Below are 14,688 nucleotides of genomic sequence, written 5' to 3' on the forward strand. Positions count from 1 at the left end.
GGGGGTCCCAAGTCGACGCCGCGCGATGGCCCGGTCGTGTGCGTATTTATACGCGACGAAGCCTTAAGGAAAGCCGAAGCTCACTGCGACAGGGGAACGGCGCCGCTTGAGACGACCTCCAGCTTCCAGTCCTCGGCCTGAGTGCCATCGAGATTCAAGTGCCCGGCCAGGAAGCCGAGGCGGTCGCGATCCTCGCCCTTCGCCGTGCACATGCGATCCTGAAGATAGAAGGGCGGCGTTGCCTGGTAATAGAGTGTGGCCTTGACGGCCGCGGGCTTCGCGCCGTCCGGCAGGTCCGCCAGGGGCACCTCGTAGACCAGCGAATCCCCGCCGCCCTGGTTGTAGTCGGGATCGTCCCCGACCGCGAACGGCGCGACGTCCTCGGCCAGTTCATCGCCGGCGCCCAGGGCCTTTGCGATCTCGTTGCGCTGATCGTCCGGCAGGAATCCGTGGGGCAGCAGGCGATTGTCCTTCACGGTGCTGCAGATGGACAGGAAGCTCGTGGTCAGCTGTCCCGCCGGTTCCGTCCCCTTGCCGCAGGTCGCGGCGGTGGCGTCGTCAGGCGGTGTGGAGACCAGCTCCTGATAGATCTGGACTTTGTCCTGGCGCGCGACCGTCTCGTAGTGCGGCTGGTGCAGGCGTTCCTCAGGGCGGATGCGTGCACTGCAGTCCTTCGACCACCAGTACTCGCCCTCGATCGGCTCGCCGGACTGGTCCACCAGGACGCCCGCGCCGTTGGTGCGTCCCGAGGCCCAGAGGGTATCTCCCTTGGCATCGAGGACGCGGAACTCGACGAAGGCCCGGCGGAAGCCGACACCCGAGGGGAACTTGTGCCCGACCTTGTTGGTGAGCGAGACGTGGGCGGTCAGCTTGTCCGTGCTGCTGTCGAGCTTGTCCACGGCGATCTCGGCGGTTTCATTGGAGGCGAGGTCGAGCATCGCCTGCTCGGTGCGCAGCAGGGGATCGACTCCCATGCTAACAAGCATCGGATCGACCGTGCGGATGCCCAGGATGTCCGGGAACTGCTGGGCCATCTTGATCAGGAAGACGTTCAGGCCGACCAGCGTGTGGCGGGAATAATTGTCTCGCACGTCCAGGTCGATGTCGTCGGGCCCCAGGCTGTGCTCGGCCTCGGGGAAATTGCTGTGTTCCTGGATGCTGGCGATCTTGCTGCGATAGGGTGTTCCGTCACTGTCTTCCGAGGGCATGTGACAGCTCTGGCAGGACTCGGCGCGCGCGCCCTTGCCGTGGGGCAGGGGGCCGTCCGGCGTGTCGCCGGTGCGATAGGCGCTGAAAGCCCATTCTGGATAGGTGGTCTGCTCGTAGGTGTAGTCGATCACCTCGCCCTTCTGCAGAACCGGCAGGTGGACAGTATGACAGCTGCCGCAGACCTCGGAACTGGCGATATCCGTATTGTGCTCCGGCGTGATCCCCAGGGCGTTCTCCATGGGCTTGACCTTCGGGTTCTCGAAGGGACCGATCAGGGAGTCGGGCGGGCGCACCGGAAAACTGCCCGTGAAGGTCTTGGCGAAGCCTTTGTTGTCCGGATTCAGGAGTGCCTGGCGCTTCTCCACGCAGGCATTCTCGGGCTGCAAAAGCGCATCCTCAGTTTCCTCGCCCAGCGCCATGCGGTGACAGGAGGTGCAGGAGATGCCGTCGCGCGCCAGCGCGCCGTACTGGGCATTCTCCACGCCGGGATGATCGTCCGGCCAGGGCACCGCGTTGACCGTCTCGCGCCGGAAGTCCGGACAGGACTCCGTCTCAGTGTACTGGTCGATGTGGAATTGCCGCTGGCCGGTGACGCCGTGACAGCCGAGGCAGGTGTCCTCCACCATACCGGGGTCTTCGGGGTGGAAACTTTGGGTCTCGCTGGCCAGTTGGGCGAAGAAGAAGGGGTCACGCCCGGCCAGGCCCATGGGCGAGCTGCGCCAGGTGGCGTAGGGCGAGAGGTTGAAGAGATCGTCGCCGTGCGGGTTGGGCTCGGTCATGTCGAACTGCAGGCCGGTGCTGCCTGCGTCGTGACAGCCTGCGCATTGGCTGGAGGTCAGGAACGCGTCCGAGGCATCGGGGCCATCGGCGCCGACCCAGGTGTTGTCATAGGTCTGGGAGGGCATTTTCGAGACGCTGTCCCAGTCCGGCAACTCGTCAGAGAGCGCGCGCAGTGCTTCCAGCAACTCCTGGTCGCTCTTGTAATGCGGGGTGCCCAGGCGATGGACCTCGTCGTCGGGCAGGGCCACTTCACGATGGCGCGCCTCAGGGGCGGGGGCCTCGAAGAAATTCTGGCTGAGGAAACTCAGCGGTGTGCCCGGCGCACCCTTGATGTTGTTGGGCGAGGCGAAGGTCAGGTTGTCCTCGGCCGAGGCGTGGCAGTTCATGCAGTACTGCGCGAAGCCCTGGTTGGGCATGGGGTTGGTGGGTGCAGGCGGCCAGTCGGGCGCCCAGCCGCTGTTCTCGCCGAAGCCGTACCAGCCCCAGTACCAGCCGTCGTATGAGGCCTCGTTGTCACGGATCATGATGGCCGCGCCGTTGGTCGGATGGAGCTTCAGGGGATCCACGTCGCTGCAGCGGCTGGCCGGCGCCGGGAACATCTCCTTGACCATGATGGCACCATCCGGCACCGGCGGCGCATCGCTGGCCGTGGACTCGCCGTCCGAGCGATAGCGGGTCAGCCAGTCGGCCATCTCCGGCGAATACCAGATCACCACCGGGGCATGGGTGCCGTGATCCTTGCCTTGCCACTCTCCGCCCTGCAGGTTGGCCGTGAAGGGGCCGGTGTCGCGCACGGAGGTGTCGCGGCGCCAGCCGGAGCCCTCGGCACGGTGGCAGTAGTTCCCGAGGAACCGGTTCAGCCTGTCCTGGTACTGGGCCAGCGGCAGGGCGGAGGGGTCGCGCACGGCCTCTCGCAGGTCGCTGCAGACCTCAGGGTCGGCGGGGACAAGCTGTTCCGTCCGCTCCGCCGTGCATTGCTGCGCCAGGGCCGTGAGAGGGGCGGAGAGCAGGAACAGGCCTGCTGCAAGGCCCGCGGCAAGATGGCTGCGCCTGAAAGCGCGCCAGGGTCCCCTCTTGTCACGCAGCCCGGAGCCCGTCTTCGATGTGTCGATCATGTCCCTCTCCCCCTGCCTGAAATCGAAGCATGAGCCGGGCCCGCGGGCAATAGCTTTCAACTCTCCTACTTGAAAGGTGCGGCAGGTTTGCCCGTCATGATCGACGTCTCTGCAGGCCTGTCCGTGTCTTTGTTCTCAAGGCCGAACTGATTTAACGAACGGTTAACCATGCATCTGGTCATCTTCAGTCTGTGATGACTCAGGATTCGCTTGTGGTGGGACAGAATTTTTGAGCATATCCGCGCCTTTTGAATCGGGAAATTGGAATATATGCTTCAATATGTTTGATTTTATATTCCAGTTTAACGCATGTTTAAGAATTTATAAACCATTATCAACATATAATGTAAGATAATTTTATAACTGTATCATGGTTAATGGTAGATTATTACTAATTATATTTTTATAATAAATATTATAATTAATAAAGATTAACAATCTTAACTCTTTTTTAACGAAAGTAAATGCATCGTATACTTGTTTTTATTTTTAAATTTCGCATTTTTTTCTTCCCATGAAAAGCGGAAAGGTGTATTCCTGATGCCTGTAGATAAGGCTGCTGTGTGGGTGGCCCGAGCCAGTTGGTTTCAAGGAGGAATGGATATGCTGAAGTTTCTTGGTTTCCTGAGAGAAGAAAAGGGCGCCACTGCTGTCGAGTATGCGCTAATTGTTGCAGTTATGGGAGCCATAATCGTAGGTGCTTTTACAGCATTTGGGGATGATCTCAAAACATTCTTTTCAGAAGATGTAGCTGGAGAATTGAATTTAGAAGATAAAAGCAAATAATAGTGAATAAATAAGGAATTCCAGCGAAGTATAATAACTTCGCTGGAATTATATTTATAATTATATAATTTACTACTATTTTAAGTAGTACTGTGGAGTATTTTTATATGGTCCGCTGTACTGATTTTCTTTATTATATAAAGATATGGAAAGAAGACGAGAAAGCCGCAACAGCCGTAATAATTGCGCTTTTAATGATTTTTATTGTCTTTTTTTCCTTTTTGGGGATTGAGGTCGCACGTGCTTACATGACCTATTCACGCCTATCTTACGCAGTAGATGGTGCTGCTCTGGCGGGAGCGCGTAGTTATGGTCAGGAAGATAGAGACAGGGTCGCCGAGGCCTTCCTCAAGGCGAATTTCAAGAGCGAGAATGGTGTTTCGCTTGAGAACTTCCAAATGGAGCTCATTGAAGGAGATACCCAGTACGTCGTGACGGCCGATGCGCGGCTCTCGACCATTGCCGCGCGCTTGGTGGGGGTCGACACAATCCCGCTCAAGGTCTCCGCCACTGTCGAGCGCGAGTTGCGGGGGCTGGAGCTCTCCATGGTTCTGGACGTCACCGGCTCCATGGGACGTGGCTGGGGCTCCAAGCTGGAGCAGATGAAATCAGCGGCGCTGATCCTGACGGAAATCATGGCGGAGGACGACGGGGCCTTTCCGGAGGACTTCTACGTCAGCCTGGTGCCCTATTCGGCCAGCGTGAACATCGGCACCCACAACAGCGACTGGCTGCGCCACGCCATCGACCCCAACGAGTTCGGCGAGGAGAATTGGCGGGGCTGCGTTGAGGCGCGCTCGACGGACGAGCGCTCGCCGCCGCGCTTGCCGCTGGACCTGGACGCGGACCCGCCGGAGATAACGGACGAGCGTTTCGTCCGCTATCTCTGGGCGTCCACGGAAGACCTGATGTACAAGGACAGGGGAAGCCGAGTGCGCGGCGACAACGACTGGGGTGACGCGCACTCCTGGTCCTCCTACCGCGATCCTGAGGATTATCAGAACACGGCGACCAGTCCCAACCTGGGCTGCCCGCAGCCGATCGAGCCGCTGACCAACGACCGCGCGGTGATCGACGCACGCTTGGGGAACCTGAACGCCTATTTCCGGGGCGGCACCTTTACCAACATTGGCATGGCCTGGGGCTGGCGAACCTTGTCGCCGGAGTGGGAGCCCTATTGGAATGTCTCGACCCTGGAACACGAGATGCCGGTTGCCTATGACGAGTGGGAAATCAAGAAGGCGATCATCCTGCTGACCGACGGCGCGAACGGCTGGTACGACTGGCCGGACGGCGCGCCCGGACAGCCACTGGACGAGAATCCCGAGAAGTACGACGCCGACTATACGGCCTATGGGCGCCTGTCCGACGAACGCCTGTTCCCCGATTTCGGCGGCACGGCGAAGAACCAGGCCACCGCCGAGATCGACGACCGGACCGAACGCGTCTGCGCGGCCGCCAAGCAGAAGGGTATCCAAGTCTACACCATCACCTTCGGCGGCGGTGTGAACAGCAGCATCCGTCAGGTCATGGAGACCTGTGCCTCGGGTGACGGCAACTATTTCCATGCCCCGGACGGCGACAAGCTGGAAGAGGTCTTCTCGACCATCAGCCGCGGCCTCTACAACCTGCGTATCGTGAAGTGACCTGAGGGGCAGGGTGCGGACATGCCCACAGACCTCCTGACGACCCCGACATTCCTGGCCACGACGCTGCCCTGTCTCGTGCTGCTGGCCTATGCGGCCGGCAGTGATATCGCCAACCGGCGCATTCCCAACTGGGTCAGCCTGGCGATCCTGCTGCTCGCCGGGCTGCGCTTCCTGCTGACCGGTGCCGACCCCCTGGTGCCCCTGCTGCTCGCCGCGATCGTCTTCGCCGTCGGCTTCCTGTTGTTCCTGACCAAGCTGCTGGGCGCCGGGGATTCGAAGCTGGCAGCTGTCCTGGTGCTGTTCCTCGAGCCGGCGGCGGTGCCGACCTTCCTGTTCGTCATGTCGATTGCCGGAGGAATCCTGGCTCTGTTTACGGTTTCGAAAGGGTTAATCCCCAAAGTGTTCCCTCAGACAACGCCGGGCTCGGGCCCGGAAGGCTCGCCAGAGGGGCGAGCACTTTCCCAGGGACTTCCCTACGGCGTTGCAATAGCGGCAGGAGGCATTTTCGCCCTCCTCAGCTTTGAACCGGGAATACGGGAATGGGTCTACGCTTTGTTATCTTCCTGATCGCCGCCGTCGCCGCCTCTGCGGGTGTGGGGCTGCTTGTCTATGACCTGGTCGAGGACCGTAAGACGGCCGCATCGCCCGAGAGGACGACGGTCGTCGAGCGGGAAACCTACGACCGGGTCGAGGTGCTGGCCACCTCCGCTGAGCTGTCGGTGGGTGCATTCATAAGGTCCGAGGACGTGCGCTGGATCTCTTGGCCGGCCGATGCCGTGTCCGAGGGCATGGTGCTGCGCAGCGAAGACGAGATGGAGACCATCACCGGGGCGGTGGTGCGCCGCGACACCGGCGAGGGCGAGCCGCTGATGCGCCGCGCCTTTCTGCGGCCCGAGGACGGCGGGTTCCTGGCCGCCGTCCTGGAACCTGGCATGCGGGCGATCTCTGTCAACGTGAACACGGCCTCCGGCAACGCCGGCTTCGTCCTGCCCGGCGACCAGGTCGACCTGATCCTGACGCACCGTGTCGAGAACGGGGAGAACGGCGATACGCACCTGGTGTCCGAGACGCTGCAGTCGGGCCTGCGGGTCCTCGCCGTCGACCAGTCCCTAGACAACGACCGGACGGCCCAGCCCGCCAAGACCATGACCATCGAGGTCGACAGGCGCCAGGCCGAGCACATCATCCTGGCCGAGCAGCTGGGGCAGCTGACCGTGGTCCTGCAGAGCATCGCCAACCTGCCCAACAGCAACACCTTCATCGCCTCGGAGTCCGAGCGGGCGGGGCAGGGGGCGCCAGCGCCCCAACTGCTCGGCGATACCGCATCCTGGGATTACGAGGTCTCTCCCGCCCTTTCGGAGAGCCGCTCCGGCGCGCCCCGAACCGTCGCGGTGATGCGCGGCAGTGGCAGTGAAACCATTACCAGCAGGTCGAAAGAGGAGGCGCAGGAAAGCGCCCAACAGGTGGAATGAATGAATGAACAGGTTTTCTGATACCCTCCGTATGCCCCGGTGTTTGCTCGCTGTCCTGGCGGTTCTTCTGCTGGTGCCGCTGTCGTCTGCGCTGGCACAGGCCCAGCAGATATCCCTGGAAGTCAGCGACGGCCGGGCGATCGAGCTGGAGGAGCCGGCCGTCGAGGTCTTCGTGGCCGATCCGGATATCGCCGATGTCCAGGTAAACTCGCCGGAGGTCGTCTATGTCTTTGCCAAGCAAAGCGGGACGACACGCCTGTTCGTCCTGAGCGAGGAAGACGGCGAGCTGACGGAGTACGAACTCTATATCACTCCCAATCTCAAGCGCCTGAACACGACCCTCAAGCGGCTGCTTCCCGACGAGACGGTGGAACTGCAGGCCGTGGACGACGGCGTGGCGGTCCAGGGTTCCGTGTCCACCGCCAAGGCGGCCGCCGACATCATGGAAGTGGTCAGCGGCTCCATGGGCGAAGAGGTTCCGCTGGTCAACATGATGTCCGTCAGCGAAGTCAACCAGATCAACCTGCGGGTCCGCGTGGCGGAAGTCTCGCGCGAGGTCACGGACGAGCTCGGCATCAACTGGGAAAGCTTCGCCAGTTTCGGAAACTTCGGCTTCGGGCTGGGCATCGGACGCGACTTCCTGAACGGCTCCGGCCTGAATCGGGCCGGAGATGGGCTGGGCAGCGCCAGTGCCTCCTATACCAGCGGGGACATCAACGCCAACGCGATGATCGACGCCCTGCAGCAGGAGAACCTGCTGAGCATCCTGGCCGAGCCCAACCTGACCGCGATGTCGGGCGAGTCCGCCAGCTTCCTGGCGGGGGGCGAGTTCCCCATCCCCGTGTCGGCGGACGAGGACCGGATCAGCATCGAGTTCAAGGAGTTCGGCGTCCGGCTCGACTTTACGCCGACCATCGTCGACCGCGGCCGCATCAGCCTACGGGTGCGCCCCGAGGTCAGCGAGATCACCAGCACCGGTGCCGTGGAGATCGAGGGCATATCCATTCCCGCCCTGTCGACGCGGCGGGCGGATACCACCGTAGCCTTGAAGAGCGGGCAGAGCTTCGTGATCGCCGGCCTGCTGCAGAACAACATCAATTCGACGGTCGACAAGTTCCCGGGACTGGGTGACCTGCCGATCCTGGGGGGCCTGTTTTCCTCGCAGAGCTTCCGCCGAAACCAGTCGGAACTGATCATCATCGTCACGCCCTATGTGGTCAAACCAGTGTCCGGCTCTGACCTGCTTTCGGCGCCAGGCGATGGCCTGCGTTCGGGCAATTCCATTGAACGGCTGCTCAAGAACCGCACGGCGCGCAGCAACCTGGGTGGGGGCGACGGCGTTCCCACCGGGCCCGGAGGCATGCGCCTCAAGGGCAGTGCCGGCTTTATCCTGGAATGAGGGTGGATTCCATGAAGACAGTCACCACCGTCCTTGTCTTGAGCAGCCTTGTACTCGCGCTCGGCTGTACGCCGCGCGTATCCGAACCGCCGAGAGAGGTTGTCTACAAGAACGAGGTCCGGGAATCGCAGAGCGAATACCGCCTGCCGCTGCGGCGTGGCCAGACGGCCCTTCAGGCCGAGGACAGGCGCCGGCTCGACGCCATGGCTGCTCGCCTGCTTGATGCCAGCGAGATCACGGTTGCCGATGTCGCGGCGCCGCGGGTGCGCGAAGAAGCGGTCGCCCATCTTAAGGAGCTGGGACTTCCCGTCCGCTCGTCCGGCTCGCTGCGCGCGCCCGAGGACAGCCCGCCCGAGGTGATCGTGCAGGCCCTGCAGTACGCCGTGGTGCCCCCCGAATGCGGGGACTGGTCGCTTCCCGGCGGAACCAGCCACAACGCCGTCACCATGTCGAACCTCGGCTGTTCGAACGAACGGGCGCTGGGGCTGATGGTGGCCGATCCCCGCGATCTCGTGGCGCCGGATCGCGGCCTGGCGCCGGTGGATGGCGTGACGGCCGTCGGATCGATCGAGCGCTATCGCGCGGGCGAGCTCAAGCCTTTCCCGATCGGGGAGCAGTGACCATGGATACTCTGGAAACGCATGCGATGCCCGATAGTGGTATAATGGAGAATCGATCCCAGTTCATGGCCTTCGTCAAAGATTCCCAATCGGAGGAGCTGATCAAGGGGCTCGTCCAGCAGCTACTGATCCCACATGCCTCGATCATGCGTGGGGACATTTCCGTCGCCATACGCCAGCTCGAGGAGACGCGCTCCCCGCAGCTTCTGATCGTGGATCTCTCCGAGTCCAATATGCCGTTGCAGGACATCAATGCACTGGCCGATGTCTGCGAGCCAGGGGTGAAGGTGATCGCCATCGGCGAGCAGAACGACGTGGGGCTGTTCCGGGACCTGGTTCGGGCCGGAGTCAGCGACTACCTGGTCAAGCCCTTGAACGACAGCCTGCTGCAAACGGCGGTCGTCAGCTCCGAGGAGGGATTGGACACGCGGATCGGTACTAAGAACGCCCGCATGAGCGTGTTCATGGGGGTGCGTGGCGGTGTGGGGACCTCCACGCTGGCCGCGAACATCGCCTATCACTTTTCCTCGGAGTTCAAGCGCCTAACCTCGCTGCTGGACCTGGACCTGCAGACAGGCGTATCCTCCCTGTTGTTGGACAGCGATCCGGTCTCTGGCCTGCTGGAGGCCCTGGATGATCCGCGGCGCACCGATAGCCTGGTCGTCGCGCGCCTGGCCAGCAAGGTGGACGAGAAGCTGCTCGTCTTCGGCAGCGAAACGCCGCTCGAACGCCCCATATCGTCCGGATTCCGCGGCATGGAGGCGTTCCTGCAGGAAGTGCGCCAGCAGTGCCACTTCGTGGTCGCCGACCTGCCGCGCCATATGCTGTCTCCGGCCGCTCAGATGGTCCGCTCGGCTTCGACGATCGTGCTGGTGACCGACCTGACTCTTGCGGGCCTGCGGGATACCGCGCGCTATGTCCAGGCGCTGGGGGCCCTGCAGTGTCCGGGCGAGGTGCTGGTGGTGGCCAACAAGGCCCCGGACAGCCGCAATGCACGCTTCAAGGAGAGCGAAATCCGCGAGCAATTGGGGCGCAACATCGATTTCACGGTCTCCCTGGACACGAAGGCCTTCCAGGATGCCGAACTGAAGGGGGAACCCCTGATCTCTGGTTCCCACGCCGCCTCCAGGCAGATCAAGGCCATCGCCGAACGAGTCAGCGGGCGTGGCGATCTGCGCCGGACCCGTGGTTCGATCCTGAAACGCCTGATCGGGAGATAACCCAGGGATGTTTGGACGGCGCCGACAGGACGACAGGCCGCAGAAGTTCACGGAAGGGCTGAGCGACCTCCGGGGCGAGGAGGCTCCTGCCGTTCCCGTGGAGCCCGAGAGTCCGCCACCGGAAGCGGAACCGCGCCCTTCGGAAGGTCCCGCGGCGGTGTCTCCTGATTCTGTAAAAACACCGCGCGCTGCGGTGGTGATCGAGGAGGAGCCGTCCGAAGGCCGGCATTCAGGCCGCCTGAAAAGTGTTCGGCAGACCATTGGCAAGAAGGTCTATCAGATCATCGATTTCGACGCCGCCGTCCATCTGGACCGCGAGGCCCTGGCGCGCGAGATCGGCAAGATGGTGGCCGATATCACTATGGAGGACGGCTATCGCCTTACGGCCGCGGAACAGAAGGAGGTGGCGGACGCCCTGGTCGATGACATGGTCGGCCTCGGTCCGCTGGAAGACCTGCTGGAGGATGAGACCGTGACCGATATCATGGTCAACGGGCCTTCGCAGGTATATGTGGAGCGCAACGGCAAGCTCGTGCTGACGCCGATCACCTTCCGCGACGACGCGCATGCCACGGCGATCGCGCAGCGCATCGCCTACAACATCGGCCGGCGCGTCGACGAAGCCAGCCCGATGGTGGACGCCCGCCTGATGGATGGCAGCCGCGTCAACATCATCCTACCGCCATTGGCCATCGACGGCTGTTCGATTTCCATCCGCAAGTTTGCCAAACGGAAGATCACGCTGGACGACATGATCCGGCAGGACAACATCTCCGAGAAACTGGGGCGCCTTCTCCAGGTGGCCGCTGCCTGCCGTCTCAACATCATCGTCTCGGGCGGCACGGGCTCGGGGAAAACCACCCTGCTCAACGCGCTGTCGCGCCTGATCGACCCGCAGGAGCGCATCGTCACCATTGAGGACGCCGCGGAAATCCAGCTGCAGCAGCCCCATGTCGTGCGCCTGGAAACGCGCCCGCCAAACGTGGAGGGGCGGGGCGAGATCACCATGCGCTCGCTTCTGAAGAACTCCCTGCGCATGCGCCCCGACCGCATCATTGTGGGTGAGGTGCGTGGCGAGGAAACCCTGGACATGCTCCAGGCCATGAACACCGGTCATGACGGCTCCATGTCCACCATCCACGCAAATACGCCGCGCGATGCCCTGACGCGTATCGAGAACATGGTCATGTCCTCGAGCGTGCAGCTGCCCAGCAAGGCCATTCGCGCCCAGATCTCGAGCGCGGTGGACCTGATCGTTCAGATCGAGCGCATGCGCGACGGCAAGCGGCGCGTGACCAACGTCTCGGAACTGATCGGCATGGAAGGCGACATCATCACGCTGCAGGAGCTGTTCCGCTTCCAGTACGAAGGCGAGGCGCGCGACGGCCAGCTGATGGGACGCTTCGTCTCCAGTGAGGTGCGCCCCCGCTTCATCGAGCAGGCCGGCTACTACGGCCTGGAAGATGCCGTTCTGTGGTCCATGACATGACGGCGCCTATCCTGATCGCTGCCATCGGTGCGTTGGGAACCCTGGGGTTCATGATCCTGCTGACTTTCCTGTGGCACCTGCTGAGCGCGCCGGAGCGCCGCCGCCGGCAGCGGCGGCTGGCGATGATTGTTAGGACCGCTGGAACTACGACCGGCGGCAAGAAGGCGTCCCAGGAGCGGGAGGGGATACGGCGGGAGGAGCGCACCGGCGTCTCGGCGCGCATGGAGACCGCTCTGTTCAATTTCGTGCCGCGCCTGTCGCAGATCACTGGCCTGCTCAGGAAAGCGGGCCTCGACATCTCGGCGACCGGCTATCTCTGCATGATGGGCGGGCTGACGCTGCTGGCCCTTTTTCTGCTCTCGCGCATGCTGCCGCTGCCATTTATCCTGCAGGCAACACTTTCGGTGATCTTCGGGATAGGACTGCCGCACTTTACCGTGGTCTATCTGGGCGCGCGCCGGCAGAAGAAGATCCTGGCTCAGTTGCCGGACGTTCTCGACATGATCGTGCGGTCCGTGCGTGCCGGCCTGCCGCTGACCCAGAGCCTCATGGCGGTAGGTGATCAGATCGACGAACCGTTGGGAAGCGAACTGAGCAACATCGGCCGCCAGACCAAACTGGGGGTGCCGCTTGACGAGGCCCTGCTGAGCGTTGCCGAGCGACTGGATATCCAGGAATTCTATTTCCTCGTGACCAGCCTGACCCTGCAGCAGAAAACGGGCGGCAGCCTGGCGGATACCCTGGGCAACCTGTCCGACCTGCTGCGCCAGCGCCATCAGGTGCGCAACAAGATCAAGGCCCTGTCGTCCGAGGCGCGCGCGTCCGCCTATCTGATCGGATCCTTGCCGATCGCGCTGCTTGGGGGCATGAGTGTGCTGAATCCCGGCTATCTCCAACCGCTCTTCGAGACGGATACGGGGAATATCCTGCTGTGGATCGGTGGCGGCGGCATCGTGACCGGCGCCATCGTGATGTGGCGCATGATGCGTTTCGATATCTGAACAGGATCCCGAACCATGCCTGACAGCCTCGAGATCGCCATCACCCTCAGTTCGGTCCTGACCTTCATCAGTATTGTCGCCGTCTATTACAGCTCGCTGCGCTTCGAACGGCGCAAGCGGGTGGCACGTGCGATGAGCAGCTATCGTGAGGACCTGCGTGCGCGCAGTCGCGAGGATCTGCGCGGCCGCCAGCGAAAGCGTCACTGGCGTCCTGCCAGGGCCGTATCCGCGCTCGGAAGGCTCGTCAATCGCATCAAGCTGGTCGGCAACGACCAGTCGGGGAAGATCCGCATGACGTTGATCCAGGCGGGGTTTCGGGCGCGCGAAGCGGTAATCCTCTATCTGGCGCTCAAGCTGCTGCTGCCGATTGCCGGTGCAGTAGTGGCCCTGACAGTGATCCTGATCAGCGAGATCATGGACGGAAGCTGGCTTTACAGCTTCATTGCCGTCGCGGGCGCGGCCCTGATCTTCTCCTATATACCTGACTTCGTCCTGAGACGGATCACGGAGTCCCGGCGCAAGAAGCTGGGCAAGGGTATCCCGGATGCGCTCGACCTGCTGGTGGTCTGCGCCGAGGCGGGGCTTGGTCTGGACGGGGCGCTCAAGAAGGTGGCCGACGATTTCGCGCGCTCCAACCCGGTGACGGCGGAGGAGCTCTCGCTGCTGAATGCCGAGCTGACCTTCTTCCAGGACCGCGAGGAAGCGCTGCACAACTTCTCGAAGCGTGTGAACCTGCCGCTGGCGACCAGCGTGGTGCTGGCCCTGACCCAGGCCGAGCGTTACGGCACGCCGCTGTCCCATGCCCTGCGCACGCTGTCGGCGGAATTTCGCCGGGAACGCCTGCTGGCCGCCGAGCAGAAGGCCGGGCGACTGCCCGTCATAATGACGGTGCCGCTGATCGTCTTCATCCTGCCCGCGCTGTTCGTCGTTATACTGGGGCCGGCCATCCTCAGCGCCCTGGAACTCATGCCCTAGGCATTCTCCGGTACTCTGTTACGAGTTCTCGGGAGAGCTGGTCGTCGATGCTGGCAAGTGCACTCGCTTCACGATCCAGGAGTGCATTGCGTTCTTCGAAGTTGCGTTCCGAGAGAAGAGCCTCACCGATCTCCGTCAGCGCCGCATCCTCGGCCCTGATCTTGGGATGGGTGTAAAGCCAACGCAGGAACGCAATAGCTTCGGGGGTGTCCAGCCAGAGTTGCCTGCATTGCCCCACATACTCGTGTGCCAACTCCGGTTCGGCAAAGTTCGTACCGTGCCAAATGTCGCGTGGTGTGGGATCCGGGTTCCCGTTCAGGATCTCGGCGATGTAGACGTTCGCCGTGAAGCCCCGGCGCAGGCTGGTCACGGCGGAGACAAGACTGTCCTCCCTGAAATGCAGCAGCCCGAGTTCATAGTGATAAGGAGGGTAGTGCGCCGCCTCGGCTTCAAGGATCGTGCGGGCCTTTTCCGTCTCGCCGGTCCTCAGGTATTCTGGGCCAACAAGATAGCGAATGCCCTGATTATCATTTGGATTCCAGGCCAGTACCTTCTCCATCAATGCCAATGCCTTGCGGCGCTGCCCGAGTTCAAGGTGGCAAAGGATGGCGCCGTGCGCGGCGCGCAGGAAGGGACGATTCTCCAGAAAGCCCCATTCGATGGTTCCGGCGAATCCCGGGGGAATAGCGCCTTCTCCTAGCTCAATTCCACGCAGGCAGGCTTGTAGCGCGAGCTTCGGCTTGCCGCGCTCCAGTAGCACATAGCCAAGATGCGTGTGAGCGTCGATGAAGTGGGGGTGGCGTTCGGCGATGTCCTTCAGAGTGGCAGTGTATTCGGAGAGTGTGACATTGCCGCCGTCTCGCCGATCGAGCGCTTCGTACAGTTCTTCCAGAATATCGTCGTGCGCATCGCCATACTGGAAGATACCGCCTCCGTCGACGATCTCCATTGTGATCACTTCATCCATAATGGA

General features: G+C 62.3%; 12 protein-coding genes. 10 read left to right on the forward strand and 2 right to left on the reverse strand.

The annotated features are described in order from the left end of the window. Positions 1-80: 80 nt before the first annotated feature. Positions 81-3,104: a cytochrome P460 family protein gene (locus BP38_RS0100600; RefSeq protein WP_155992129.1), complete on the reverse strand. Its 3,024-nt coding sequence runs from the start codon at positions 3,102-3,104 to the stop codon at positions 81-83. A 540-nt stretch (positions 3,105-3,644) separates the two neighbouring features. Between BP38_RS0100600 and BP38_RS18315 the strand changes: the two genes are divergently transcribed. From BP38_RS18315 to BP38_RS0100650, 10 genes are all read left to right on the forward strand, one after another. Then, positions 3,645-3,890: a Flp family type IVb pilin gene (locus BP38_RS18315; protein WP_035723055.1), complete on the forward strand. Its 246-nt coding sequence runs from the start codon at positions 3,645-3,647 to the stop codon at positions 3,888-3,890. 107 nt (positions 3,891-3,997) lie between these two features. Beyond that, positions 3,998-5,536, forward strand: coding sequence for a pilus assembly protein (locus BP38_RS0100610; protein WP_081816361.1), 1,539 nt, complete (start codon positions 3,998-4,000; stop codon positions 5,534-5,536). 21 nt (positions 5,537-5,557) lie between these two features. Beyond that, positions 5,558-6,106: an A24 family peptidase gene (locus BP38_RS18320; RefSeq protein ID WP_051608778.1), complete on the forward strand. Its 549-nt coding sequence runs from the start codon at positions 5,558-5,560 to the stop codon at positions 6,104-6,106. Beyond that, on the forward strand, positions 6,079-7,011 hold the full coding sequence (gene cpaB / locus BP38_RS21555; protein ID WP_026986132.1) for a Flp pilus assembly protein CpaB: 933 nt from the start codon (positions 6,079-6,081) through the stop codon (positions 7,009-7,011). Before BP38_RS18320 ends, cpaB begins: the two co-directional genes overlap by 28 nt. 4 nt (positions 7,012-7,015) lie before the next feature. Continuing rightward, on the forward strand, positions 7,016-8,410 hold the full coding sequence (locus BP38_RS0100625; RefSeq protein ID WP_081816362.1) for a type II and III secretion system protein family protein: 1,395 nt from the start codon (positions 7,016-7,018) through the stop codon (positions 8,408-8,410). Next, the gene (locus BP38_RS0100630; RefSeq protein ID WP_026986134.1) at positions 8,407-9,030 is read left to right on the forward strand and encodes a CpaD family pilus assembly lipoprotein; all 624 of its coding nucleotides are present in this window, start codon (positions 8,407-8,409) and stop codon (positions 9,028-9,030) included. Before BP38_RS0100625 ends, BP38_RS0100630 begins: the two co-directional genes overlap by 4 nt. A 2-nt stretch (positions 9,031-9,032) precedes the next feature. Further along, positions 9,033-10,250 carry a CpaE/TadZ family protein gene (locus BP38_RS0100635; RefSeq protein WP_155992131.1) on the forward strand — a complete coding sequence of 406 codons (1,218 nt, stop codon included), beginning with the start codon at positions 9,033-9,035 and terminating at the stop codon, positions 10,248-10,250. Between the two features lie 7 nt (positions 10,251-10,257). Continuing rightward, positions 10,258-11,739, forward strand: coding sequence for a TadA family conjugal transfer-associated ATPase (locus BP38_RS18330; RefSeq protein ID WP_081816363.1), 1,482 nt, complete (start codon positions 10,258-10,260; stop codon positions 11,737-11,739). Then, the gene (locus BP38_RS21560; protein ID WP_051608780.1) at positions 11,736-12,740 is read left to right on the forward strand and encodes a type II secretion system F family protein; all 1,005 of its coding nucleotides are present in this window, start codon (positions 11,736-11,738) and stop codon (positions 12,738-12,740) included. Before BP38_RS18330 ends, BP38_RS21560 begins: the two co-directional genes overlap by 4 nt. Before the next feature lie 15 nt (positions 12,741-12,755). Then, positions 12,756-13,715 (forward strand): type II secretion system F family protein, encoded by a 960-nt coding sequence (locus BP38_RS0100650; RefSeq protein ID WP_026986136.1) that lies wholly within the window; start codon positions 12,756-12,758, stop codon positions 13,713-13,715. On the opposite strand, the gene BP38_RS0100655 is transcribed toward BP38_RS0100650, so the two are convergent. Next, entirely contained in the window at positions 13,705-14,682 is a 978-nt protein-coding gene (locus tag BP38_RS0100655; protein ID WP_026986137.1) for a tetratricopeptide repeat protein, read from the reverse strand. The genes BP38_RS0100650 and BP38_RS0100655 overlap by 11 nt on opposite strands. Positions 14,683-14,688: the final 6 nt, after the last annotated feature.

Source organism: Fodinicurvata fenggangensis DSM 21160 (assembly GCF_000686045.1).
GTDB lineage: Bacteria > Pseudomonadota > Alphaproteobacteria > Kiloniellales > DSM-21159 > Fodinicurvata > Fodinicurvata fenggangensis.

Bases quoted from the DNA above. Each gene is read 5' to 3' on its own strand.
- BP38_RS0100650 (WP_026986136.1), top strand. From the start codon at position 12,756: ATGCCTGACAGCCTCGAGATCGCCATCACCCTCAGTTCGGTCCTGACC.
- BP38_RS0100625 (WP_081816362.1), top strand. From the start codon at position 7,016: ATGAACAGGTTTTCTGATACCCTCCGTATGCCCCGGTGTTTGCTCGCT.
- BP38_RS0100635 (WP_155992131.1), top strand. From the start codon at position 9,033: ATGGATACTCTGGAAACGCATGCGATGCCCGATAGTGGTATAATGGAG.
- BP38_RS18315 (WP_035723055.1), top strand. From the start codon at position 3,645: ATGCCTGTAGATAAGGCTGCTGTGTGGGTGGCCCGAGCCAGTTGGTTT.
- BP38_RS21560 (WP_051608780.1), top strand. From the start codon at position 11,736: ATGACGGCGCCTATCCTGATCGCTGCCATCGGTGCGTTGGGAACCCTG.
- BP38_RS0100655 (WP_026986137.1), bottom strand. From the start codon at position 14,682: ATGGATGAAGTGATCACAATGGAGATCGTCGACGGAGGCGGTATCTTC.
- BP38_RS18330 (WP_081816363.1), top strand. From the start codon at position 10,258: ATGTTTGGACGGCGCCGACAGGACGACAGGCCGCAGAAGTTCACGGAA.
- cpaB (WP_026986132.1), top strand. From the start codon at position 6,079: ATGGGTCTACGCTTTGTTATCTTCCTGATCGCCGCCGTCGCCGCCTCT.
- BP38_RS18320 (WP_051608778.1), top strand. From the start codon at position 5,558: ATGCCCACAGACCTCCTGACGACCCCGACATTCCTGGCCACGACGCTG.
- BP38_RS0100630 (WP_026986134.1), top strand. From the start codon at position 8,407: ATGAGGGTGGATTCCATGAAGACAGTCACCACCGTCCTTGTCTTGAGC.
- BP38_RS0100600 (WP_155992129.1), bottom strand. From the start codon at position 3,104: ATGATCGACACATCGAAGACGGGCTCCGGGCTGCGTGACAAGAGGGGA.
- BP38_RS0100610 (WP_081816361.1), top strand. From the start codon at position 3,998: ATGGTCCGCTGTACTGATTTTCTTTATTATATAAAGATATGGAAAGAA.